This window comes from Nereida ignava (assembly GCF_001049735.1).
GTDB classification, from domain to species: domain Bacteria; phylum Pseudomonadota; class Alphaproteobacteria; order Rhodobacterales; family Rhodobacteraceae; genus Nereida; species Nereida ignava.
The window spans coordinates 1-23,432 of record NZ_CVPC01000007.1 but is presented as its reverse complement, the minus strand read 5'-3'; the positions used below and the strand labels follow the sequence as shown (position 1 = coordinate 23,432).

The following is a 23,432-nucleotide window of genomic DNA, read 5'->3' as shown; positions in this document are numbered from 1 at the left end:
CTTTTTTGTGCCTAAACGAAGACGCTCATATGATAGGCGGACTGGGCCGCGGGTCGGTCAAAGCGCTGGCTGACCGGACATGCCCGTCTTACGGCGCACCCTTGTGTCATACAGTCGGTGCCTTCAGCGCTGTTCAGATAGGCCTTACATGCGGGCACATCGTAAGCGGTGTCCTGTCCCAACGCACCGACTGGACAGGCGGTCAGACAGGGTTTCTTGACGCAGGTGACGCAAGGAGACGCGGCGGATGGCGTAGGCGCCAAGTAAGGCTGGGATAGCTTAATCGCACCGCGAATAGAGATCATCAATCCGGCTTTTTGGTGGACCATCATCCCAACAGGGCTTTGGAAGAATTGGTCACTCCCAAGCGCCCATTGGATGAATGGTGCGTATGGCGGACCATCAGATGGGTAAACCGTTGGCTGGCCATCAGCTAGGCGAGTAATGATGCGCTTGGACCATGTATCGACAGGGTCTGGGACGTTGTTTTTGTATTCTCGTGAAATGGTGAAAACATCCCAGAACGTTGCATCCGCCCCAATCAGAACGATCGTGCCATTGCCTTCGGGATCAGGGCATTCTGCCATAATGAAAAGGCCATGCGTCGCGGCCTCAGCACTTAGATGCGTAAGGTTCATCGACGGCGAAATGGTAGAGCAAGGCTCCAACCCAGCTGTGATGGCCGGTCGTCCTGCCATTCCAAGCCAATGCTCATATCGCTGTGCCCGTCTTTGGGTTGCGCGATGTAGGTTCCGAACAGCTGATCCCAGATCGACAGCGAAAACCCGTAATTACTGTCGTGTTCCGCACGGTCGGTCGAGTGATGAACGCGGTGCATGTCCGGTGTGACCAAAATTCTGCGCAGTATGCGGTCAACGGGCTGGGGGATGTTGATATTCGCATGGTTGAACATGGCACAGCCGTTCAGAATAATCTCGAAAATCACGATGGCCACGCCAGCAGGCCCCAACGCATAGACCAGCCCAACTTTCAGCAGCATTGAGAAGGCGATCTCAATTGGGTGAAATCTAATAGCTGTCGTTACATCAAGGTCGCGGTCGGCATGATGAACCCTGTGAATACGCCACAAAAACGGGACCTTGTGTGTGATCAAATGCTGGGCCCAAATTGCAAAATCGAAGATCAACAAGACGAGGACTAACTCAATGGCAAAGGGCAAGCTCACCTGATTGAAAAGCCCCCAGCCCAAGCGCTCTGCATCGAACGCGGCGCCCACGGCAAGCAGGGGCAGGACGACAGAAAGCGCACGTAGCGTCAGCGTATCCAGCAGGGTGATGCCCCAATTCGTCAGCCAGCGTTTTGGCTGTGATTGGACACGCTTACGGCGAGGAGCCCATGCCTCGAGACTCGCGAAAATCGCGAACAGCCCGATAAAGATCGTTAGACGAATGAGTGCTTCACTTTCCATGCCGCAAAGGTGCCTCAGTGAATGGCGCGTGACAAGCCACGACTGTGTGAAGCGCTAGCGGCGGATGATTGAACCGGCGCCATGGTCTGTGAACAGTTCGAGCAAGCACGCATTTGGCGCACGTCCGTCCAAGATTACCACCGCGCGCACGCCGCCTTCGATGGCCGCAAGGGCGGTCTCGGTTTTCGGGATCATACCGCCGGCAATCACGCCTTCTTTGGTAAGTTCCCGGATTTGATCGGCGGTGATGTCAGTGACGACCTCGCCGCTTGCGTCTTTCACGCCCGCCACATCCGTGAGCAATAACAAGCGGTCCGCCTTAAGCGCCGCGGCGATTGCACCTGCGGCTGTGTCACCGTTGATATTGAATGTTTCACCGTTGGCGCCGGCTCCAAGCGGAGCGATCACGGGAATTGTACCTGCCTCAAAAAGGGTGTGCAGCACGCTTGTATCAATCTCTGACGGCGTTCCGACAAAGCCCAGATCAGGGTTTGTTTGCGTGCATGTGATCAGCCCCGCGTCTTTACCTGACAGGCCGACTGCTTTGCCGCCTTGGGCGTTAATCGCTTGGACAATTTTCTTGTTTACACGGCCCGACAATACCATTTCGACCACTTCAACTGTGGCTTCGTCCGTAACGCGTTTGCCGTTCACAAAGTCCGACTGAATGCTCAGCTTATCGAGCATTTCGTTGATCATCGGTCCGCCACCATGAACGATCACAGGGTTTACACCGACTTGCCGCAACAAAACGATATCGCGCGCAAAGCTTTCCATGGCCTCATCGCTGCCCATAGCGTGGCCACCAAATTTGATCACTACAATCGCATCATCATAGCGTTGCAAGTAGGGCAGTGCTTTGCTGAGGGTGCTGGCGGTGGCGATCCAATCGCTTTTCATGGCGTTCTGCTTTTTCATGTCGGTGTCCTCTTGGCGCTTGTTCGTACTGGGGAACGTGATGCATGCCAAGGTAAGATTAGGTGAGGGTGTGAATGATGTGCCGCAGAGTGGCGATGCCGTCACCTTTTTCCGAGCTGGTCATGATGATCTCTGGGTAGGACGCGGGATGCTTTGCCAGTTTCGATTTGACCTGTTCCAGCATCTTGTCCTTTGCGCCGCCTTTTACCTTGTCGGTTTTGGTCAGAACGCATTGAAAAGTTACTGCCGATTTATCGAGTAGGGTCATGATTTCTTCATCGACGGGCTTCACCCCGTGGCGCGCATCAATCAAAACGAACGCCCTTCGCAGACTTGCACGGCCTGAAAGGTAAGCCTTGAGCAAGCGTTGCCACTTTTCAACGATCGGGATCGGTGCGTTTGCAAAGCCGTAGCCCGGTAAATCCACAAGGTAGTGGCTTTCGGTTAGCGTAAAGAAGTTAATCTCTTGGGTGCGGCCCGGAGTGTTCGATGCGCGTGCTAAACCTTTGCGTCCGGTAAGCGCGTTGATCAAGCTGGATTTACCAACATTCGATCGGCCTGCGAAACAGACTTCCATGCGATCGGCCATTGGCATGCCATCCATCGCGACGACACCTTTCAAAAAGTCAGTCTCACCGGCGAAAAATACCCGTGCGGCTTCGACTTCTTGTGGAGTTGGCTCTTCGGCCAGTGTGAATTGCATGTCCATTTCAGAGAAACTCAATTTTGTTTTGCACTGACGCATGGCCAGATTTGGTTGCGCGCAAATAGACGCCAAAATCTTTGTGACCCCAATGCTGCGTTAAGGTGTTGAGCACATCTGCATCGCGCTCGCCTGTTTGCGGGTTGGCGTGCGTGGCCAAGCATCTGGTGATTGGTTCAACCACTTCGAATTCGGCGGTGCCGATACGGATTTCTTTGCCAATCCAATTAAACTCGTCCCATGGTTCTGCACCGTCGACCCAGATGTTACCACGAAAGCGGGTTTGGGTCATGTCTGCGCCGATTTTGCCGCTTAGATCTGCCAGGCTGGCTGTGTTCAGAAGTGAGATCGATGTGTAGGGTGTGTCAGTCATGCCGACGTCTGCACGTACGACCTTCACCGATTGGGCGCGGTCTTGCGGCATCAAGTTTTTACACCATGCCAAAAAATCCGCCGTGTCGCCATCCGGATCAAAGCTAAGTGTTCCAGCATCCGGGTGCGATAGGGTGACGATGCCAGTGTCTGTGTCACTAACCGCACGCACGGCCATCAGCTGTGGTGCTTTGCCACCGCGGCTGAAGTTTGCGCAACTTGCCCATGTACTGCCATCAGTCTTGGCCGCTTCATGGGCGACTGCCCACTTACGGTCCCACGGCATCGTCTGGCCTGCGATGAAATCAGACGTGCTGAGCGCTTCGTGACCGTGGCCCTTGATGGGGTGCCGCCAAAGGGCCGCGATCCGAAGCATTAGGTTTCTTCCGTTTTGGACTTACGGCTAAAGCCTTTTTTGATGTTTCCGAAGACATCCGGCTTGATGCCCTGACTGCGCATGATCAGGTACTGTTGGCTGAATGTGATCGTGTTGTTCGCAATCCAGTAGATGACCAAACCGCTGGCAAAGCTGCCAAGCATGAACATGAAGACCCATGGCATCCATGCGAAAATCATCGCCTGGGTCGCGTCTGTTGGCGCCGGGTTTAGCTTCTGTTGTAGCCACATTGAGATGCCCAAAATGATGGGCAATACGCCAAGCGACAGGATGTAAAAGATGCTTGTTGGCTCAGGTGTTGCGTATGGCAGCAGGCCGAACAAGTTCAAGATGGAGGAGGGGTCTGGTGCTGACAGGTCGCGAATCCAACCGATCCATTCTGCGTGACGCAATTCGATCGTGACGAAAATCACTTTGTAGAGTGAGAAAAAGATCGGGATTTGCATCAAGATGGGCAAACAACCCGAGGCTGGGTTTACCTTGTTCTTCTTGTAGAGCTCGATCATGCCCTTTTGCATTTTCTCGCGGTCATCACCGGCCGCTTCTTTCAGCTTCTCCATCTCTGGTTGAAGCTCTTTCATGCGGGCCATGGATACGTATGATTTATAGGCGAGTGGTAGCAAAATTGCTTTGATCAAAAGCGTCAGGGCGATGATGGACCAGCCCATGTTTCCGATCACGGCGTTGAGCCAGTGCAGTACTGCAAAAATCGGCTTGGTCAGGAAGAAGAACCAACCCCAATCAATGCTGTCGAGGAAATTGTAGATGCCGCCGTCATTTTCGTAGTTGCGGATGGTCTCCCATTCTTTCGCACCGGCAAAAAGTTGTGTGCTGACGGAAATGGTTTCTCCCGCTGCAAGGTCTACAGTTGGTAGGCGTGCTTCGGACCGGAACGTGTTGCGCGCTTCGTTATATTGCAAAACGCCCGTAAACGGCTGCGCGCTTGCGGGGATAAGCATCGACATCCAGTAGTGGTCGGTGAAGCCAAGCCAGCCGTTTTGTTGGATTTGCGCAACATCGGCGGTTGCGCCCCAGCGGTCATCGCGGTCAAAGTCGGAGATGTCGTCGTAGTCATACTCGGACAGTTCCTCACCCGTCTGGCGCATGGCGCCTTCGTGGATAATGAAGAAGTTCTTAAGCGTTGTGGGAATTCCATGCCGCATGAGCGCGCTGTAAGGGGCTAGGCGCGCGGAGACATCTGCTGTGTTTGTCGCGGACTGTTCGACGTTGAACATAAAGTTTTCGTCGATTGAAATGACGCGGGTAAAGACAAGGCCCTTGCCGTTATCCCAACTAAGAGTCACGGGAGTGTTCTCCGTGAGTGTCGCGCTTGCGTCTGCGTTCCAGATTGTTGTTGCCGTGGGGACATCCTCAAAACCCAACGCGCCGCCGGGAGCCCAGCCAAAATCTGCGTAGAAGGCTTCGGGTTCATCGGTGCCGCGGAACAGCCGCACGATGCTGGCACCTTCGTCGAGAGACGTCTGGTATGATTTCAGAGCTAGGTCGTCGATACGGCCACCTTGCAATGAAATACTGCCGGACAATTCTTTGGTATCGATCGCGATGCGTGGAGCGTCAGTGCGCCCTTCGGCTAATTCCTCTGGGGCTGTTCGCTGTTGCGCAGTAACGGGGGCTGCTGCAGGTGCGATAGTGCTGGTCTCTTGGGTTGCCACTGCGGGCTGCGGTGCCTCGGCGGGTGGCGGCACGAGAAACGGCCAAATGATGATAACCGCAAGGCACAGAACACTTGCCAAGATCAGATTTCTATTTTGCTCGTCCATTGTCGCCCGCCAGTCTCTAAATCTAGTGGGGCGGTTGAACCTTTATGAGGGCCAAACGTCAAGGGGAAAGGGCTTTTTCGAACCTGTGAGCGACAATAAGACAAGTTTGATGCGCACCGTTTCAGGCAAACCGCTGTGTCAGCGACTGTACGTTTGTTACTTTGGTCTTGTGTGCGCGAATCCATGCATGGGTTTCCTCCAAAGGCATTGGCTTTGCTAGCCCGAAGCCCTGAACGTGATGGCAGCCTATCTGGGCCAGTTTGGCATGCTCGCTAAGGGTTTCGACACCTTCAGCCAGTGCTTCAATCCCGAGCTCATTCGCCATGGATATAATTGCCCGAACCATTTTACTTTGTGCTGCCTCGCTATCAACTTTGGTAATGAACGATCGGTCGATTTTTAGTCGGTCAATTCCAAATCTGCGAATAGCAGCGATTGAAGCGTGGCCTGTGCCGAAATCATCTAAATCAAGCAAACAGCCAATATCTGATAGGCGCGCAAGGTTGCGGTGGATGATGTCATCGCCGCTACCAGCCATGACTGTCTCAAGCACCTCAACACAAAGCCGATCAGCGCTTAGGTCTTGGCGATCAAGCTCCCATTCGATCCGTTCGACAAGCTTTGGGTTGCGTAAATCATCACTCGCGAAGTTCACCGAGACATGCGGGATATTGAACCCTTGTTGGTCCCAATCCTTGAGTGCGCAAAAGCTCGCGCGCAGCATTCGTTCGTTCAGTCGCTCCATTAACCCCGCATTTTCGAGTGTTGGCAGAAAATCCGACGGCGGGATGAGGCCACTGTTTGGGTGATGCCATCGTGCGAGCGCTTCGAACCCAGATATTTCGCCTGTTGCGATGCGCACTTGCGGTTGAAACCACGCAGTAATTGCACCGCTTTCAAGAGCATCAAAAACCTGCGCATTTCGCGACATTTGATGTTTGGTTGGTATCGTAAGTTCTGGAGAATACGCGCGTACTGCGCCGGGGCCTTGGCGTTTGGCATCCATAAGCGCGGCAAGGGCGGCGGATTGATATGCCTGTGGGGTTTGCGTTGAAACGCGCGACAATAAAGCGAAGCCGATTGAGGCCGAACATAAAACAGTAGCGTTATCGACCAAATAGGGCTGCGCGATTGCGGTCTGAATGCGGTTGGCGATTTGCAACGCCGCTTCAAGATCAAGCCTTGGGTCTGAGCCAATTACGACAATGATGGGGCCGTCGTCAGACGCTTGCGCAGTATCAACATCGCGAAGAACACCTGCAATGTTGGCCATTGCTTGCGCACAGACAGTTTCTGCGCCTGCAACACCGTGGATATCTTTAATGGTAGTGAGATCATCAAGTTGCAGGGCCAAACATAGGCTGTTTTTGTGGGTTAGTGCGCGTTCGGAAATCGCATGTTCAAGTGCTGAATTAAGGCTCTGCGCTGTTTGAGGGGGAGGTGAGAGAGCTAGGCGCTGTTTACGAAGCAATGCTGCAATAATCACAGCACAAGCAAGCGCAGTTCCGATCCACAGGCCTTTGGCTTCCCCAAGAAGTTGACCCATCAATGGCAGAAGTGGGCTGAGCGCAACGTAGCTATGCCGCAAAACCTCGCGTATGTTTGCCCAATAGCCCATTCTGTCGCCGCTCCACCATTACTTTCGTGATTGGATACGACACAGAATCTTCGTGATTGCTTAACGTGAGGCTTAATTATCTGAAGAGTTTGATGAAAATTGGGGCTGATTGCTACTTAGCCCCAAGAAATCAAAGAGATTTGTGTCCAGCATATGAGCAGGATTTATGTTGGCTAGTGCTCGGAACATGGTTTGGCGTCGCCCGGGGCTGTTGGCCTCCCAAGTGTCGAGCATTTGTTTGATCTGTTGGCGTTGAAGGCCGTCTTGGCTTCCGCATAAATCACACGGAATGATCGGGTAGTTGAGGGCTTTGGCAAAAGCCTCGCAATCCGCTTCAGCGACATGAGCAAGAGGGCGATAAACGAACAAATCCCTGTCTTCATTGAGTAACTTCGGTGGCATCGCGGAAAGTCTGCCGCCGTGAAACAGGTTCATCAGGAAGGTTTCAAGAATGTCATCGCGGTGGTGTCCCAAAATGACGGCCGAGCATCCTTCTTCACGGGCAATGCGGTAAAGATTTCCACGCCTTAGGCGTGAACAGAGCGAGCAAAACGTCCGGCCCTGCGGAATTTTATCCATAACGATTGAATAGGTGTCTTTGTACTCGATGCGGTGGGGAACCTGCATTTCATGCAGGAATTTTGGCAACACTGTCGCGGGGAAGTTGGGTTGGCCTTGGTCTAGGTTGCACGCGAGTAGATCGACGGGAAGCAACCCGCGCCAACGCAACTCATAAAGTGCAGCAAGCAGAGTGTAGCTGTCTTTGCCACCCGACAAACATACCAGCCATTTCTGTTTAGGTTCACGCGGATCAAGCATGCCGTATTGATCAATTGCCTCGTGGGTTTGCCGGATGATCCGCTTGCGAAGTTTTTTGAATTCGGTCGTTTTGGGGGCAGCGTTGAAAAGCGGGTGAATGTCGTTGGGCACATCGAGGGCTGGCGAAGCGTCAGTCATTGCTGATCCGTTTCATCTTTTTGGTTGGCTGGCTTGGGGACGGGATCGTAACCGTCACGTCCAAGCGGGTGGCAGCGTCCGATCCGGCGAATGGTAAGCCAGCCGCCTTTTAATCCGCCGTGTGTTTGCAGTGCCTCAAGGGCGTAAGCGCTACAGGTGGGTTGATAGCGGCAGTTGAACCCGACCCAAGGGCTAAAAATAAGACGGTATGCACGGATTGGCAGGGCTAGTACGAAGGCGAGGGGGCTCATTGGCCATGAACCCGCTTTAGCGCGTATTGAAGGTCAGCGCCTAGGTCGTTGAAGTCGCGGGTCGCCGTGATCTCGGCGCGCCCAACCAGCACATAGTCCCAGCCTGCGCGCCCCTCATTAGTTAGAATTAGTCGCGCAATTTCGCGCAATCGGCGTTTGGCGCGGTTGCGGGCCACGGCATTGCCGACTTTTTTGGAGCAGGTGAAGCCAACGCGCACTGGGCCGTCGTCACCGCGCGGGCGGGCCTGTAGGTGCACGCCGGTTGTGCCTTGTCGTTTGGCGCGTGCCGCCGCTAAAAAATCAGCCCGTTTGCGCAGAACCTCTAACGGCTTACCTGAACGAGAAAAAGTCGCCTGCAGAACGTCCGAGGCGACTTTGTCAAATGTAGTATGCGATGCCATTTGGCGCCGCGCGTACTTTACGCGCTCAGCGACTTGCGGCCACGCGCACGACGTGCGTTCAGGATCTTACGGCCAGCTTTGGTGGCCATGCGCGAACGGAAGCCGTGGCGGCGTTTGCGAACAAGGTTCGATGGTTGGTAGGTGCGTTTCATATCGCGGTCCTCAGAGTCTGGCCCAAACCTATTGCATAGATTCGAAGGCCGTTTGAATTAGAAGCCTGTCTCTAGAGCGGGTCAGCCGAGCTGTCAATTCAGATCAGGCGTGTTTTGTTGCAATTATTCGCGGAACCTCACACAAGATCACGCAAAACTGTAACATTTGTCCGTTTCCCATCAATGGCGCGTGACAATCATGCTTTGCGCCTAGGGTATTTGGCCAATACCCGCCATTCAGGGCTCAACGCAACAAATTATGCAAAGAAGCCCTGACACATGACTGATACTACTGAAACTGACAAAACCGGCATTGGCCGCATGCTTCCCATTCTATTGATCGGCACCGTTGCCGTTGCGGGGGCATTCACTTTGAAAGATTACCTGACGTTCCAAGCGTTGGCTGACAACCGCGAGGCGTTGCTGGCATTTCGTGATAGCAATTACGTGGGCACGGTGCTTGGCTTCATAGTCATCTACACCTTGATCGTCGCGTTTAGTCTTCCGGGGGCGATGATCGCCACCCTGACCGGAGGCTTCTTATTTGCTACTTTCCCGGGCGCGCTTTTCAACATGACCGCCGCCACGCTGGGTGCGACGGCAATCTTTATGGCCGCCAGATGGGGCTTCGGGGAAAAGCTGGGTGCAAAGCTTGAGGCAAGTGACGGGATGGTCAAGAAAATCAAAGATGGCATCGATGAAAACCAGTGGTCGATGCTTTTTCTGATACGCCTTGTGCCGGCGGTGCCGTTTTTCGTGGCTAACCTTGTGCCCTCGTTTTTGGAAGTGCCGCTACGGCGCTTCATGATTTCTACGTTCTTCGGGATCATTCCAGGCTCTGTTGTTTATACTTCTGTTGGGGCTGGCTTGGGCGCTGTTTTTGAACGCGGCGAAACACCTAATCTTGGCATTATCTTTGAGCCGCAAATCATTGGCCCCATTATTGGCCTTTGTGTTCTGGCGGCATTGCCAATTCTGATCAAAGCCGTTCGCGGCAAGCAAGGACTGTGACTATGAGTACGCGATTAAAGACGGATATTTTGATTATTGGTGGCGGCTCTGGTGGGCTCTCACTTGCTTACGGCGCCAGTCAAATGGGCGCGGATGTTACGCTGCTTGAGGGTCATCTGATGGGGGGCGATTGCCTGAACTTTGGCTGTGTGCCGTCCAAGGCTTTGATTGCGGCCGGCAAACATGCCCACGCTATGGGGACAGGTGCGGCTTTTGGGGTGACGCCTGTTTTGCCTGAAGTGGACTATGCCGCTGCAAAGCATCATGTGCGTAGCGTAATTGACACTATAGCACCCGTTGATAGCCAAGAGCGGTTCGAAGGTGTTGGTGTGCGCGTTATTCGTGAGTACGGCAAATTCATTTCGCCAACCGAAGTGCAGGCTGGTGATACGGTTATAACGGCGCGGCGTGTTGTGGTTGCAACTGGATCAGGCCCGTTTGTGCCACCAATCCCCGGCATTGATGATGTGCCCTATTTTACCAATGAGACAATCTTTGATCTGCAAGATCAGCCAGAGCATCTGATTGTTATCGGTGGCGGGCCGATCGGGATGGAAATGGCGCAGGCACACCGCCGACTGGGCTGTAAAGTTACAGTTATCGAAGGTTCCAAAGCCATGGGAAAAGATGATCCTGAAATGGCTGCAGTCGTTCTTGATAATTTACGTTCAGAAGGCGTGGAGATTATTGAGCAAGCCCAAGCCGAAAAGATCAGCGGCAGTAATGGCAACATTACGGTACACACGCCTAAGGGTGATTTTACCGGCTCTCATCTTCTTGTGGCTGTTGGTCGCAAAGTGAATATCGACAAACTTAATCTGGATGCCGCAGGTGTTGAGCATGATCGCACGGGGATCAAGGTGGATGCCAATCTCAAAAGCACAAACCGCCGCGTTTATGCTGCTGGTGATGTCGCTGGGGGGCTACAATTTACACATATGGCTGGCTACCACGCTGGCGTTTTGGTGCGCAGTCTGGTTCTTGGCTTGCCTGCAAAGGCAAGTACGCACCACATTCCGTGGGCCACCTACACAGACCCGGAACTTGCGCAAGTTGGCCAAACCGAGGCGCACGCCCGTGATGTACACGGCGATAAGCTGACAGTTGTGCGCTTTCCGTATCACGAGAATGACCGCGCCATTGCTGAGGGGAAAACAAAAGGTCTCATCAAAGTGATGGTCGTCAAAGGCAAGCCTGTCGGTGCCTCTATTGCGGGTGCTCATGCGGGTGAATTGATTGGCATGTGGGCCATGGCAATTGCCAATGGTCTCAAGATGTCCGCCATTGCCAACACGGTTTTGCCTTATCCCACGATTGCCGAAATCAACAAACGCGCGGCTGGCCAATACTTCAGCCCCAAGTTGTTCGACAGCGCCATGGTGAAACGTGTGGTGCGGTTCGTGCAGCGTGTGATACCCTAGGCCAATATCGGCCCGTGTGGCGGAGGATGTATGATTAAATCTCTCTCGGGACGCTTTTTGCTCCTGACCATAATTTTTGTGATGCTGGCGGAAGTGCTGATCTTTGTCCCGTCGATTGCGCGGTTCAGAGAGGACTATCTATTGGCGCGTCTTGAGCGTGCGCAGATTGCGTCGCTTGCCACCCTTGAAAATGATATGATCAGCGTCGAGACCGAAGAAGAATTGCTGCGCAACGCGGGCATTTATAATGTTGTGCTGCGCCGTGACCAAGTGCGCCGTCTTGCGCTTTCGACAACCATTCCCAGCCCTATTCATGAGACGTTTGACCTGCGTGGCCCGTCTGCATGGGTGTTGATTGGTGATGCGCTGCACCGTTTTGTGGACCCAGAGCCACGCGTGATCCGGATCATCGGTAATCCAGTTAATGATGCAGGCACGCTGATTGAGGTAACCCTTGGCACAGCGAGCTTACGCGACGCGATGGTGTCTTACGGGTTGAATATTTTGCGCCTGTCGCTGCTTATTTCCGTTGTTACTGCGGGGCTTTTGTTTGTTGCGGTTCAGTGGGGGCTTGTTCGCCCAATCAATAACTTCGTCTCCGCAATGAAAGACTATCAAAGTGCGCCAGAGGATGCGCGCAAAGTGATCAAGCCGACGGCCTCAATAACCGAGCTTCGCGAAGCTGAAGAGGCGTTGGCTACCCTTGAAGAACAGCTAACGCATCTTTTGAAGCAAAAAGACCGCCTTGCCCAACTTGGTGGCGCGGTGAGTAAAATCAGCCATGACCTGCGTAACATTTTGACTTCGGCGCAGCTGTTTACGGACCGCATTGAAATGTCAGAGGACCCCACTGTTGCGCGTCTTGCCCCGAAGCTGGTCAACTCAATCACGCGCGCGGTTAATTTATGCGAAGCGACCCTTGCGTTTGGACGGGCAGAGGAAGCAGCCCCCAGCCTGAATCGCTTTGCATTGGCCGATGTTGTGGGAGACGTCATCGCCAGCGAGCAACTTGCCGTAGGGGATTTTGCGCTTGATTTGGTTGATGATACGCCCGCTGGCATGATGATCCGTGCGGATGCAGAACAGCTTTACCGCGTCGTTGGAAACTTGGTGCGCAATGCGCGGCAGGCGATTGTCGCAACAGGCAAACCCGCTCAGATTATGATCTGTGCCGATGAAACCCCCAACGAATGGACGATCCGCATTAAAGATACGGGGCCTGGTCTGCCGCCCAAAGCGCAAGAGAATCTCTTTAAGGCGTTTGAGGGGAACGCGCGCAAAGGCGGTACTGGATTGGGCTTAATCATAAGTCTTGAACTTATTCGGGGGCACGGAGGGGATCTGTCGCTTGAGGCTTCTGGACCAGAAGGCACGTGTTTTCTGATCCAATTGCCAAAATCTGATCTCACTTTGGCAGCGGCAGCAGAGTAATTTAGAAAACCTCATTTTTAGGGCTTGCAACGCGCGCTGAGCAACGGTAGTTCGGCGCCAGTGGACCGATAGCTCAGCTGGATAGAGTACTTGACTACGAATCAAGGGGTCGGGGGTTCGAATCCTCCTCGGTCCGCCACTTTTTCCTAATAAGTTCCTGTTTTTAAACGTTTATTCGAGTGCTTTGATTGCAGCGCCCCCACATTAGCCCCCACAAATCTTGATCGAGTTGGCCGCTTGTGTTACGCGCGCCCGCACACGCGCAAATGTGTTCTGGTGGGCTTGGTGGCCATTAGAGGCTAACCTTGAGGCCTGCAGGCTAGGCTCACGCCGACATACCCGCACCCTGCTGCCGAGTGGTCGGTAGGGGGCCGGTAGCGTTTTCTGCCTTGCCTTCGTTGGTCTTGGCTGTAAGTGTATATAAGTCCCAACTCGGGACTTGATAGAGGAAATCCATCCAATGCGTATCTTTTTACCTGCTGCTGCCATTTTGGCTGCAGTCCCCGTTTCGCTGAACGCTGAAAGTCGCTTTCTGAGCTACGAGCTGCCCTCAATAGTAAAGAATATCGCACAAGGGGCTAACAACAGTGAACGCGGTAAAGCCGCAAAGCAGGAGCTGGGTGACTTCGCACTAGGTGTTGTGAACAACCAAGTAAATTTGCTCGAAGAAGCTGTCATTGGTGGGTCGCGATTTACATATCTGGATTTCAGTATCGGCTCTGACATCTTCGGGCTTGATACCGGCAGTGATACTAAGACTGAGCTTATGGCCGTCTATGGCCTTTACGAAGATGAGAACCTCTTCCTGTTCAACCAAGGTTCGGTCGTAAACTTCGATGGCCGCAATACTTATAACCTCGGCATTGGTGCGCGCCGTATATCTGATGATGAGACTGTCATCGTTGGGGCTAACGCGTTCTATGACTACGAGGCCAGTTCTGGTCACAAACGCTCCAGCTTGGGCGTAGAGCTTATGACCTCAATGCTCGAGTTCCGTGCGAACAAGTATAACGCCATCACCGGCACTATTAATTACAATGGTATTGATGAGACGGCTCTAGACGGGCAGGACTTCAAACTTACTGCCAACCTTCCATACTTCTACTCATCGAACATTCACTTCACATCTAGTGAGTGGAAAGATGGAGCGGGCTACAAAACGGAAACCGAACAGCTGGGCATCAGCGCAGAGGTCTTCCCGAACGTTGTGGTCGATGTGTCCCGTCAAAAGAGAGACAACACCACATCAGATACGGTAGCCTCAATCAGCTACTCAATTCCGCTTGGCACAACGCCTCGGGTTGAGAAGAAGATGCAGGACGGCAAATGGTCCACGAAGATGAAGCCCATCCGCGAGAAGCTTTACCAGCCCGTCCAACGTGAAAACCGCATTATGAAAAAAGCCATCAAACTCGGCGTTACAGTGAGTGGATACTAAAATGAAGAACCTATTGAAACTCAGTGTAATCATATTGGGACTGGCGCTGTATTTGATGCCTGTAAGTCAAGTAAATGCCGCAGCTTGTGTACTGAACAGCGACAATGAAATAACGAATACCATTACGGCAACTGAAAGCTCTTGGTGTACTGTTACCCCAGATTATGCGTCTTTCCCGCTGTATAAACTTGGGCTTTGTAGCGCCATTCCGACTTACGAGAACTATCAGACTGTTTGCTCGTTTATCGTTGATAATGCTGTCGCGCAGGATTTAGAAATATCAGAAGGTAGTAGCCTGAGCATCGTGGACGAAATTTCTCTCGCGGAAGGTGTTTATCCAGCGGCGGTTATTTTATTGGGAAATGAAATTAGCCTGAAACATACTGCAGCTTTTTCGGCTGACCAAGATGGCTGGGAAATTGGTGTCGGGTTGGCTGATGGAGACCGTTGCGCCACAAGCACCGCATCTGGGTCGCAAGATGATATTGATTCAACTTTTGGCGGCTTTTTCAATTGTATTCCGGAAGCAGATGAAGATGAGCTGACAGCCGGTTGGTTCACGGAAACGCAGGGAGCTTATCTGACTGATGGAGATACTTGTACTATTTCAAGCGGTGCAATCGTGGCGTCATCTTCTGACTTAGAGTTCACCACATCGTCAGGCAGCTCGGTTATCTGTGGCATGGAAGATGCTTCGACTCTCGAGGAATATGATAGCGGTGGGGAGACTAACGCTACTAGGCAGCTGATAGTGCAGACTTTCACGACTCCGGTTGTAATTACAGCAAACAGCACATCTTTTGATTTTGGTATAAAATTAACTAATATGCTTTCTCTAGAGGGTTACGTTGGCCCTTCTAGTGATACATTTCTGAATGGTTTTATTGACGGCGTAGAGTTTAAGGCTGTCGTAAATTAAGTAGCGACCCCAAAAAATGAGTGAGCGGAAAAAGGGCAGCTATTGAGTTGCCCTTTTGAATGAAAACAGACTGTCCTTGATTGCGCCTCGTTAGCTTTTATCCAATTCAGTCCCCCACCGGACAACTGGACACCCCTTTAGGGGGATGTCCGTGTCTGTCCGTCTAGATGGGGGGCGGACAAGGGTCGGACATGTCCGCTATTTGTCCTGTCTGTCCGTTTCATCGATGAACCAGACTTTGCCATCATATTCGCGAGTATAGTCTTGGTCCTGTAGCCAGTTGCGGGAGCGGTTGAATGCCTTGCGATTGCTGTCTTCTTGTACGCCATCTTTAGCCCGCCTCATTTGGAACTCGCGATACCACTCATCAGTGCTGACTATCCTGCGGTTTGATGGGTAATGCTCTGAATTGGTTATCTTGATGCCCTTGTTCTTGAGCGCATCGTGTAGCGCCTGTTCTGCAACTTGGTTGTTCCCTTTGAGCATTCGAGCTTTGCTGCGCTTCAGATCATCAGTGTTCTGCGGTTGCACTGTACAGCTAGTGATCGGCTCACCATCCTGATCATCGCCCAAGTTGACCACGTTTAACGTGAAGGCAGCTACCTTACCTCCTTCAAGATCACGCTGTTTCTTGGTGGTAGCCAAACGCATCGAGCCGTCCATGCTGACTTCGATCTCAGTATCAACTGCGGCACGCAAGCTGCTATGCCCACGCGCGCCTTTGCCTTGGTCTTTACCGCTATGGTGGACAAGCATGACATGGCAGCTCAGCTTTTGGCGTATCTCTGCGATGTGGCTTAGGAACTGCGTGACATCTTTCCCGTCGTTCTCATTGCCCGCTCCAAACGACATGGCCAGTGTATCAATGATCAACAGATCAACAGGGCGTTCGCCTATTGCGGTTAACAGCGCTGCCACGTCATCAGACCCGTGCAGGTCGAGCTGTAGTGGCAGATGGTGAAAGTGCTCTCTGGCTGCATTGTACAAGTCGGGCTTGCTCTCAGCAATTGCTCTGATCCGCTTCGTGAAGCCAGTACCTCCCTCTGCGGCGACATAGATCGCATTACTTTGTGTCACCCTACAGCTGTTCCACCACCAGCCAGCCGCAACATGGAGGGCTATATCAAGGGTTAAGAAGGATTTGCCCGTGTTGGACTGTCCATAAACAAGTGATGTCGCATCAAGATCGAGCCATGATTTTACGAGGTATGGGCGGTGCTCAATATGATGAATGTCAGTCGCGGCAGTTAGGGCTGCCCGTATCTGTTCCACCCTTGGGTTGCTTATCTTTACGCCCTGTGAGGGATCAAAGTTAGTCATTGCGCTGCTCCATCAAGATGTCGTTCCAGTCTTTGCCGTCCGGCGCTTGCATGAGAGTGACGTCCCATCCAAGACGCGCAGCACGTTGGCCAAGCTCTTCAGCAGCTGCGAGGCCGACTGGATCACCGTCAGCCGCTATCACCAACTGATCTGCGGTCTGTGGCAGTTCGAGCGATTTGACCCCGCTTGCTGAAAGAGCCGACCAATACCGTCCCTCATCAGATTGATGCAGTGCAGGCAGGGAGAGCGCAGTCTCAATGCCTTCAGCCACAATGAGTGGCCCAGCGGTTCCAATCAGGTGAGCCGCGCCGCCCTTGCACTTGCCTAGCATGAGCTTGTCACGCTTTGTGCCATCTGGGTTCAGAAAGGTTCGATGCAGCCCAACGAGCTGACTGCTGCGCTGTATGGCCGTCAGAAGAACAGACAGGCGTTCACCTGTATTGGGATAAATCAGGCCTGAGTGGTGCCGCTGCGAACTGCTCCAGTGGTCTATACCCCGCGATGCAAGGTAGGATTGCGATAACGTGCCTTCGAGTGGCTGGCCCTGCTGCCATAATTGCTTGCAGTAGGCTGTTTTGCGTTTAGCTGCCTCTAGTTGTTGCTGCTTGATCTGCTCAAGATCACTGCGCGTAACAGATCGAACCGCTTGAGAGCTACTCAGACCTGCCGCTGCGACAATGTTCTCAAACGTACAGCCAACGAAGCAGTGAAGCAGCAGCTTGCCATCGGCAGCGATGTTGATGCTGAGCGATGGGGACTGGTCGTCATGTGCTGGGCACAGATCAACCCAACCGCTGCCACATTTGCGGGCTTTTGGTGAAAGTGGATATTCAATTTGCATGAAACAATCTCCAAGATTGAGACACACCCAAAAACATGCTATTGTTTAGCCAGACAAAGCTCTCTAAAAAATTTGTCGGACTGAACTAACCGCGTGCTTTCAGGAGTGCGCGGTTTTTCTATGAGCAGGTGCGCTCTTTTGCATATTCACTGAAAGAAGCGGGAAGGGCGTTGAGGAGCTGGTCCTCTACTGTCGCTGAGAGCAGATTTAAGCTCCCACACGCCCGCATCAGGCTGTCACGACACGTATGATAGCCGACGCCTCGCCAAGGGCCTGCATGGGACGCCTCTTTCTTTTGGATTATCCACTGGGCCAAATCGCGGCACGTGATCACGCGGTAGCGAGGGCTGAGGTGAAGGATCACATCGTCGTAGTAGTCCGCGCTCTCCATGCGTGAAGAGGGCTGTGGTGAAGTACTCCCGTCTTTTAGCGACAGGGTGGGGGGTATTTTAGTCATCTGCTGACACCTCCCTGCATGGCCTCAAACCATTTTTCGATGTCTTCGGCCAGCCAACCGACAGCGCGTCGACCTATTCTGACTGGGCGAGGAAATTCGCCTTCATCCATCATTTTGTAGATAGAGCTGCGAGATAAACCGAGCCTTTGTTCCAGCTCAGTTCGGCGTAATATTGTGGGAACCATTGGGTTTTCCTTCGATCCAGTTAGCCACTGCTGGAAAGGGTATCTTCTGGCTCTTACTCAGTCGTTTGCGGATAACTTTCGATTAGTTTTTCGCAAACTTCACTTTCCCAATTCTCGTCAATCTTTAACTCCTTGCGGCCGCGGGACAGTGACGTCTCTATTGTAGCGGATGCTTTAGGGAACAGTTCAGAACTATTCCGCACGCCACCTAGAGAGTATGCTGCCTCGCCGTCTTGCATGATTTTGATCAGCGCACGATTAGTAATACCAGAGCGTAGTTCTTTAGGAATGTACCTTTGAACATGCTCCCAAATAACGAGTGCTCTCAGACAGTCGTAGCTTTGATATGCTTCTTTACGCGGTCGACCGCTATTCTTGGCCGCAATTTTTCTGATGGACTGGCCTACTTCCAAGCAAAAGCCTTTGTATGCCCAGCGAGTTGCGTCTTCTGTTGCCCCCATCCCCATACCGAATACAAAGTCCTCGCTATTTGGCTCAAGCTCCCACTCTTCGCCATCAGCCAAGCCGACAATATCAAAAAGACCTCGGACACGTTTTTTACTCATCCCGTTCCCTCCAAAAATGCATGCCATTTGTTCATCAGCTCTGCGCGTTGTTCGAGTAAATCTGTTCGGTAGTATGCGTGTTCGGTAGCCCCGCCAAATTTATGAGCAAGTTGCAACTCCGCTGCCTCGCGAGAGTGACCGTGTTCAGCTACCCAGTCTCTGTAAGTCGAACGTAAGCCGTGGGGTACCGCTGGGCGTTTACTGACTTTGTCAACAAATCCAATTTCGTCTGCAGTGTGCATGCGTTTCATCAAGGCAGACATTGTCATGTCGGAGATAGGACTGCCCGAACGCGACCTAAAAACAAGCCCACTACTTGTTTTGCTTGCATGCAGCGCCTCAAGAATAGGGCCGGTTATGGGGATGCGATGCTCGACGCGGGCCTTCATGCGATCAAACGGCCTTGTCCACTCACCGTAGAAGCCAGACCCCTTAGCCTTATCTTCTGAATAAAGCTCAAACTCAGACCAATCCGTGCCTCGTACTTCGTTGGATCGTGATCCTGTCAGCGTAACAAGCATAAGTGCTTTTGCGCCGATACCATCTCTTCGTTTCAGTTCATGCCACCACCGCTGTGCATCTTTAAGTTGAAGTGCTGGGTGATGATTGTTGCTCTTGGGTTTTGCGGGGAGAAGTATGGATAGGTTCCCGCCCCAAATTGCAGGGTTTGGTCCTAAGCGATGTCCCTTAACGGTGGCATAGTCGAGGACCGATTGTATCCTGCCGCGAACTCTTCCTGCAGTTTCGGGTTTTTTGGACCAAATCGGCTCCAAGGCGAGATGAACGTCATTCACAGTAATTTCGTCAACAGCCATGTGCCCGAGTAACGGAAATGCATAGGTTTCTAGCGTGGAGCGCCATTGTGCTTTGTGTTTTGGGTTTGAGAGTTCCGATTGCTTGAGGCGTATTACGATTTCAGCGACCTCGGCAAACGTCGGTATCGTAGTAGGTACGCGCCGTGCAACTCGTGGGTTTTCACCGCTTGCTGCCAGCTTCTTGTTCTTCGCAGCTAACTCACGGGCTTCTGCAAGAGAGACGCTGGGGTAGCTGCCAAGCCCAAGCTCGATTTGCTTGCCACGGAAGCGCAGCTTTTGCGACCAGCTCTTCGAACCACTTGATCTTACATGAATATGCAGACCCGTTCCTGAACTGTCATAATACCGCCCAGCTTCAAGTCGTGAATTTAAATATTGGATTGTAAGTTTCTTAGCCATTCGCCCCCACATTCGCCCCCACAAAAATCTTGGAACACATGGGTATTGTAAGGAATGTTAGAGATGATAGGAATGGCAATATGCATTAAAATAAGCATATTATGCGTTAACTGTGGAAGATGTTGGAATATAAGTTATGCGGATCCTCGGTCCGCCACTAAAATCCCTTAAGTAGATGTTAATAATACGATATATTTTATACGGTATATTTCTGTCCCTAATTGTGTCCCCTAAAAATAATTAAGAGATCCGCTCCCGCGCGCGTAGCTGGGGCCTTTGGATGTGCTGGATATATGAATAATTCGACAACCGCGCGTTGCTAGCAGTCAGTAGGTCCGCGGTTCGAGTCCGTGTGGGGCACCATTTCATCATAAAATATATATTATTATCAATAATTTAACGGATTTATGGATATTTTTATACACTCAATTATCCACCCTTTGAGTTCTACTTTTGTTTAATCATTGATCGAGTTGGCCACTTGTGCCACGCGCGCCCGCACACGCGCAGATGTGTTCTGGTGGGCTGGCTGGCTGTTAGAGACCGACCTTGAGGTCTACAGGCTAGGCTCACGCCGATACCACGCACTTTGCCGTCCAGTATCACATGTGTATCATCACGCAGCTGCTGCACGTCCCGCTCCTCACAGCAACACTATGGCAGGGCGTACCAACAAGTCTATGGAAGTGTGTGTTTGAGAGTGCGCCTTTGTCATTAAATTAACGCAAACGTGGTGCTGTGATTATCTGCGGATTACCCAGTGCTACACCCACTGAGTTGGAGTGGAAGCTCAGCAACACTTCAGTATCTACTCCGCTTATTAATTGACCATCAGCAATTTTACCGACAACAAATAGAAGATGGTGAATATCAAAAGGAGTGCTACAGGTGATTGATTTGAGTGTTTCAGGCGCATTAATCGCCGGTTTTCTTTCATTCTTGTCTCCTTGCATACTTCCAATCGTACCATTTTATCTGAGCTATCTAGCTGGTGTTGGTATCAATCAGATTTCAGAAGATGCTACCATTTCAGCAAGCGTCCGCCTACGTGCTGTTGTCGCCGCAATCATATTTTCGTTGGGAATTATAACAGTCTTCGTTGGTTTAGGAGCTAGTGCTACTTTTGTTGGCGGTTTGGTTCGTGACTATTTTGATATTTTACGATGGGCAGCAGCAGCAGTTATCGGTGCTATGGGGCTCCACTTCTTAGGCTTAATAAAGATAAGCATTTTGTATCGGCAACTTCGTGTAGATCAGGCAGGCTCCTCGAAAGTCAGTTTGGGTGGAGCCTACCTATTTGGCTTAGCTTTTGCCTTTGGCTGGACGCCGTGCGTAGGACCAGTTTTGGCTGCAATTTTATTTACGGCTGCAGGGCAAGAAAGTACTGGGCAGGGGGCATTGCTGCTATTTATTTATGGGACTGGTATGACACTGCCCTTTGTTTTAGCGGCTTTTTTTATTGGACCCTTCATGAAGTGGCTAGTAAAATTTAGACGCCATCTAGGGGTAGTCGAGAAGGTCATGGGCATCATGCTAATTATGTTTGGCCTGCTGATCGCAACTAACTCAATGAATTTTGTTGCTCAATTAATGCTCGATTTCATTCCATGGTTTCAGACATTAGGCTAAGAAAAAGGTGCGAAATGAAGAAGATTATAGTATGTATTTTGATGGCGGCTTCACTGGTAGGAACCCTTGATGCTGCGACAGTTGGGGATGACGGTTTACATAAAGCGCCATGGATTCAAGACACTTTCAAAGACTTGAACGAGGATTTGGCTGAGGCGAACGTCGAAGGTAAGCGTTTAATGGTGATAGTTGAGCAGCAGGGCTGTATTTACTGCCGTAAGATGCATGAAGAGGTTTTCATAATCCCAGAAATTGAAAAAATTCTTCAAGATAGTTTTTATGTTGTTCAAATTAATATGTTCGGCGACGTCGAGGTCACTGATTTTGATGGGGATGTTTTGCCAGAAAAAAAGATGGTGAAAAAATGGGGCGCGCTCTTTACCCCGAGTATATACTTCTTCCCAGAAGAGGTATTGCCGGGGACTTCTGCTTCTCAAGCTGCTGTTGCAAGTATGCCGGGTGCGTTTGGCCGTTGGACAACACAAAATATGCTCATGTGGGTTCTTGAGAAAGGGTACAGTTTAGACGAGCCCTTCCAAAAATATCATGCTCGCAAATTTACCGAACAACAGTAAATTGTAAAAAATTCATATATTTGAATTTTATGTTTGCTATAATATCAGTATCCAATAAGCTCTCCTAGGAAAATTAGATTCCATCTAGGAGGCGTCATGAGAACTATTTTTACAATTGGCTTTGCAGCCACAATGGTTGCAACGGTTGCTACCGCTGAAGATGTTCTGCCTTCAAGCGTGATGTATGAGGATGGTGCGGTGCGTGCGGCCCTTACGGATACTGCTGGAAGTGCTGAGAATGGTAGGAAAGTCTTCGCAAGTCGCAAGTTAGGTAATTGTCTTGCTTGTCATGCAAATGAGGATCTTGCAGAGCAAAGTTTTCATGGGCAGGTTGGTCCACCATTAAATGGTGTAGCTGAGCGTTGGTCTGAAGCTGAGCTTCGAGGTATAGTAAGTAACTCTAAAATGATGTTTGAAGGTACTATTATGCCAGCGTTTTATAAAGATACTGGCTACACGCGGCCACTTAAAAAGTTTGATGGTAAAAGCATATTGAGTGCGCAACAGGTTGAGGATGTTGTAGCCTACCTTATGACTCTCAATGAAATCTAATGATGATTAAAACTACCAGAAAGTGGAGCTAGCATGAGCTATACTCGCAGACAATTCCTCGCAGCAAGCACGTTTAGCAGCATTAGTCTTTTAGGAGTTCCCGCCCTTGCAAGCCTGACAGATGATGCAATTGCAGCTCTTACAGGCGGCGCAGGTGCTGTCGAAGGCGGCATTTCCATAACGGCCCCTGAAATTGCTGAGAATGGCAACACTGTTCCCGTAGAAATAGATGCTCCGGGTGCTGTTGCGATCACTTTGTTCGCTGATGGGAACCCAACTCCAAGCGTTGCCACCTTCAAATTTGGTGCGCTGAGTGCGTCGCGCACAGCGTCTACACGAATCCGACTATCCAAAACGCAGAACGTCGTGGCTGTTGCAGAGATGAAAGACGGATCATTCCAGATGGCTAAGGCAAATGTCAAAGTGACCATCGGTGGTTGTGGCGGCTAATTGGCTGCACTTCAAATATTCATACTGTCAGCGGTGCTGACAATATACCTAGGAGATACAATATGGCATCTGGTGTGAAACCACGGGTGAAAGTACCCAAAACAGCTGAAGCTGGTGAGGCAATTACAATCAAGACACTGATCAGCCACAAAATGGAAAGCGGTCAGCGTAAGGATGGTGACGGTAACCTTATTCCGAGGTCGATTATCAACCGCTTTACGGCCGAATTTAACGGCGAAAATGTGATCGATGTCGCACTTGAGCCGGCCATTTCTACGAACCCGTATTTTCAGTTTGAAGCGATTGTCCCAGAGAGTGGTGAGTTCACCTTCACTTGGTATGACGACGATGGCGATGTTTATAATGCGACAAAAAAAATCAGCGTAGCATAGATCAGAAAAGTGAAGTTGGAGGGAAGAGAATGAGACTTAGAATATGTGTTTT

At 51.4% G+C, this 23,432-nt stretch carries 26 protein-coding genes and 1 tRNA gene; 11 read left to right on the top strand and 16 right to left on the bottom strand.

Annotated features, from left to right (window positions below; translation table 11 throughout):
* Window positions 1–11 precede the first annotated feature (11 nt).
* The 11 genes from NIG5292_RS08045 to rpmH form a co-directional block, all read right to left on the bottom strand.
* Complete coding sequence (locus NIG5292_RS08045; protein ID WP_048599017.1) at window positions 12–638, bottom strand: hypothetical protein; 627 nt, start codon at window positions 636–638, stop codon at window positions 12–14.
* A complete protein-coding gene (locus NIG5292_RS08040; protein WP_048599016.1) occupies window positions 635–1,429 on the bottom strand; it encodes a sterol desaturase family protein in 795 nt (264 codons plus the stop codon). The genes NIG5292_RS08045 and NIG5292_RS08040 overlap by 4 nt, the downstream gene beginning before the upstream one ends.
* A gap of 54 nt (window positions 1,430–1,483) precedes the next feature.
* Window positions 1,484–2,347, bottom strand: coding sequence for an acetylglutamate kinase (gene argB / locus NIG5292_RS08035; protein ID WP_048599015.1), 864 nt, complete (start codon window positions 2,345–2,347; stop codon window positions 1,484–1,486).
* A 58-nt stretch (window positions 2,348–2,405) separates the two neighbouring features.
* Window positions 2,406–3,056, bottom strand: coding sequence for a ribosome biogenesis GTP-binding protein YihA/YsxC (gene yihA, locus NIG5292_RS08030; protein ID WP_048599014.1), 651 nt, complete (start codon window positions 3,054–3,056; stop codon window positions 2,406–2,408).
* A gap of 1 nt (window position 3,057) precedes the next feature.
* Window positions 3,058–3,798, bottom strand: a complete 741-nt coding sequence (locus tag NIG5292_RS08025; protein WP_048599013.1) for an MOSC domain-containing protein — start codon at window positions 3,796–3,798, stop codon at window positions 3,058–3,060.
* Window positions 3,798–5,600: a membrane protein insertase YidC gene (gene yidC, locus NIG5292_RS08020; protein ID WP_048599012.1), complete on the bottom strand. Its 1,803-nt coding sequence runs from the start codon at window positions 5,598–5,600 to the stop codon at window positions 3,798–3,800. The genes NIG5292_RS08025 and yidC overlap by 1 nt, the downstream gene beginning before the upstream one ends.
* Window positions 5,601–5,721: 121 nt before the next feature.
* Window positions 5,722–7,218 (bottom strand): putative bifunctional diguanylate cyclase/phosphodiesterase, encoded by a 1,497-nt coding sequence (locus NIG5292_RS08015; RefSeq protein ID WP_053084852.1) that lies wholly within the window; start codon window positions 7,216–7,218, stop codon window positions 5,722–5,724.
* Between the two features lie 72 nt (window positions 7,219–7,290).
* A complete protein-coding gene (gene ttcA / locus NIG5292_RS08010) occupies window positions 7,291–8,175 on the bottom strand; it encodes a tRNA 2-thiocytidine(32) synthetase TtcA (protein ID WP_048599011.1) in 885 nt (294 codons plus the stop codon).
* A complete protein-coding gene (gene yidD, locus NIG5292_RS08005; RefSeq protein WP_048599010.1) occupies window positions 8,172–8,426 on the bottom strand; it encodes a membrane protein insertion efficiency factor YidD in 255 nt (84 codons plus the stop codon). Before yidD ends, ttcA begins: the two co-directional genes overlap by 4 nt.
* Window positions 8,423–8,827, bottom strand: a complete 405-nt coding sequence (gene rnpA / locus NIG5292_RS08000) for a ribonuclease P protein component (RefSeq protein ID WP_082136665.1) — start codon at window positions 8,825–8,827, stop codon at window positions 8,423–8,425. The genes yidD and rnpA overlap by 4 nt, the downstream gene beginning before the upstream one ends.
* A gap of 17 nt (window positions 8,828–8,844) precedes the next feature.
* Window positions 8,845–8,979 carry a 50S ribosomal protein L34 gene (rpmH, locus tag NIG5292_RS07995; protein WP_048599009.1) on the bottom strand — a complete coding sequence of 45 codons (135 nt, stop codon included), beginning with the start codon at window positions 8,977–8,979 and terminating at the stop codon, window positions 8,845–8,847.
* Between the two features lie 279 nt (window positions 8,980–9,258).
* On the opposite strand from rpmH, the gene NIG5292_RS07990 reads away from it, so the two are divergent.
* The 6 genes from NIG5292_RS07990 to NIG5292_RS07965 all read left to right on the top strand — a co-directional run bounded on the left by NIG5292_RS07990 (window position 9,259) and on the right by NIG5292_RS07965 (window position 15,199).
* On the top strand, window positions 9,259–9,990 hold the full coding sequence (locus NIG5292_RS07990) for a TVP38/TMEM64 family protein (protein ID WP_048599008.1): 732 nt from the start codon (window positions 9,259–9,261) through the stop codon (window positions 9,988–9,990).
* Window positions 9,991–9,992: 2 nt separating this feature from the next.
* Window positions 9,993–11,411, top strand: a complete 1,419-nt coding sequence (locus tag NIG5292_RS07985; protein ID WP_048599007.1) for a dihydrolipoyl dehydrogenase family protein — start codon at window positions 9,993–9,995, stop codon at window positions 11,409–11,411.
* Window positions 11,412–11,441: 30 nt separating this feature from the next.
* Window positions 11,442–12,842 carry a sensor histidine kinase gene (locus NIG5292_RS07980; RefSeq protein WP_048599006.1) on the top strand — a complete coding sequence of 467 codons (1,401 nt, stop codon included), beginning with the start codon at window positions 11,442–11,444 and terminating at the stop codon, window positions 12,840–12,842.
* A gap of 62 nt (window positions 12,843–12,904) precedes the next feature.
* Window positions 12,905–12,981 (top strand) — tRNA-Arg (locus NIG5292_RS07975).
* Between the two features lie 321 nt (window positions 12,982–13,302).
* Window positions 13,303–14,280: an inverse autotransporter beta domain-containing protein gene (locus NIG5292_RS07970; RefSeq protein WP_048599005.1), complete on the top strand. Its 978-nt coding sequence runs from the start codon at window positions 13,303–13,305 to the stop codon at window positions 14,278–14,280.
* 1 nt (window position 14,281) lies between these two features.
* Window positions 14,282–15,199, top strand: coding sequence for a hypothetical protein (locus NIG5292_RS07965; protein WP_048599004.1), 918 nt, complete (start codon window positions 14,282–14,284; stop codon window positions 15,197–15,199).
* Window positions 15,200–15,397: 198 nt separating this feature from the next.
* Here NIG5292_RS07965 and NIG5292_RS07960 read toward each other — a convergent pair whose 3' ends face one another.
* From NIG5292_RS07960 to NIG5292_RS07935, 5 genes are all read right to left on the bottom strand, one after another.
* Window positions 15,398–16,519, bottom strand: coding sequence for a helicase RepA family protein (locus NIG5292_RS07960; RefSeq protein WP_048599003.1), 1,122 nt, complete (start codon window positions 16,517–16,519; stop codon window positions 15,398–15,400).
* Window positions 16,512–17,360, bottom strand: a complete 849-nt coding sequence (locus tag NIG5292_RS07955) for a toprim domain-containing protein (RefSeq protein ID WP_048599002.1) — start codon at window positions 17,358–17,360, stop codon at window positions 16,512–16,514. The genes NIG5292_RS07960 and NIG5292_RS07955 overlap by 8 nt, the downstream gene beginning before the upstream one ends.
* A 453-nt stretch (window positions 17,361–17,813) precedes the next feature.
* Entirely contained in the window at window positions 17,814–18,002 is a 189-nt protein-coding gene (locus tag NIG5292_RS07945; RefSeq protein WP_048599000.1) for a helix-turn-helix transcriptional regulator, read from the bottom strand.
* A 53-nt stretch (window positions 18,003–18,055) separates the two neighbouring features.
* Complete coding sequence (locus tag NIG5292_RS07940) at window positions 18,056–18,568, bottom strand: hypothetical protein (RefSeq protein ID WP_048598999.1); 513 nt, start codon at window positions 18,566–18,568, stop codon at window positions 18,056–18,058.
* Window positions 18,565–19,782: a tyrosine-type recombinase/integrase gene (locus NIG5292_RS07935; RefSeq protein WP_082136664.1), complete on the bottom strand. Its 1,218-nt coding sequence runs from the start codon at window positions 19,780–19,782 to the stop codon at window positions 18,565–18,567. The genes NIG5292_RS07940 and NIG5292_RS07935 overlap by 4 nt, the downstream gene beginning before the upstream one ends.
* Window positions 19,783–20,670: 888 nt before the next feature.
* Here NIG5292_RS07935 and NIG5292_RS07930 point away from each other — a divergent pair.
* From NIG5292_RS07930 to soxZ, 5 genes are all read left to right on the top strand, one after another.
* Window positions 20,671–21,411, top strand: coding sequence for a cytochrome c biogenesis CcdA family protein (locus NIG5292_RS07930; RefSeq protein ID WP_048598997.1), 741 nt, complete (start codon window positions 20,671–20,673; stop codon window positions 21,409–21,411).
* Between the two features lie 14 nt (window positions 21,412–21,425).
* Window positions 21,426–21,986: a thioredoxin family protein gene (locus NIG5292_RS07925; RefSeq protein ID WP_048598996.1), complete on the top strand. Its 561-nt coding sequence runs from the start codon at window positions 21,426–21,428 to the stop codon at window positions 21,984–21,986.
* Window positions 21,987–22,082: 96 nt separating this feature from the next.
* The gene (gene soxX / locus NIG5292_RS07920) at window positions 22,083–22,538 is read left to right on the top strand and encodes a sulfur oxidation c-type cytochrome SoxX (protein WP_048598995.1); all 456 of its coding nucleotides are present in this window, start codon (window positions 22,083–22,085) and stop codon (window positions 22,536–22,538) included.
* Between the two features lie 33 nt (window positions 22,539–22,571).
* Window positions 22,572–22,988 carry a thiosulfate oxidation carrier protein SoxY gene (soxY, locus tag NIG5292_RS07915; RefSeq protein ID WP_048598994.1) on the top strand — a complete coding sequence of 139 codons (417 nt, stop codon included), beginning with the start codon at window positions 22,572–22,574 and terminating at the stop codon, window positions 22,986–22,988.
* A 62-nt stretch (window positions 22,989–23,050) separates the two neighbouring features.
* Complete coding sequence (soxZ, locus tag NIG5292_RS07910) at window positions 23,051–23,380, top strand: thiosulfate oxidation carrier complex protein SoxZ (protein WP_048598993.1); 330 nt, start codon at window positions 23,051–23,053, stop codon at window positions 23,378–23,380.
* Window positions 23,381–23,432: the final 52 nt, after the last annotated feature.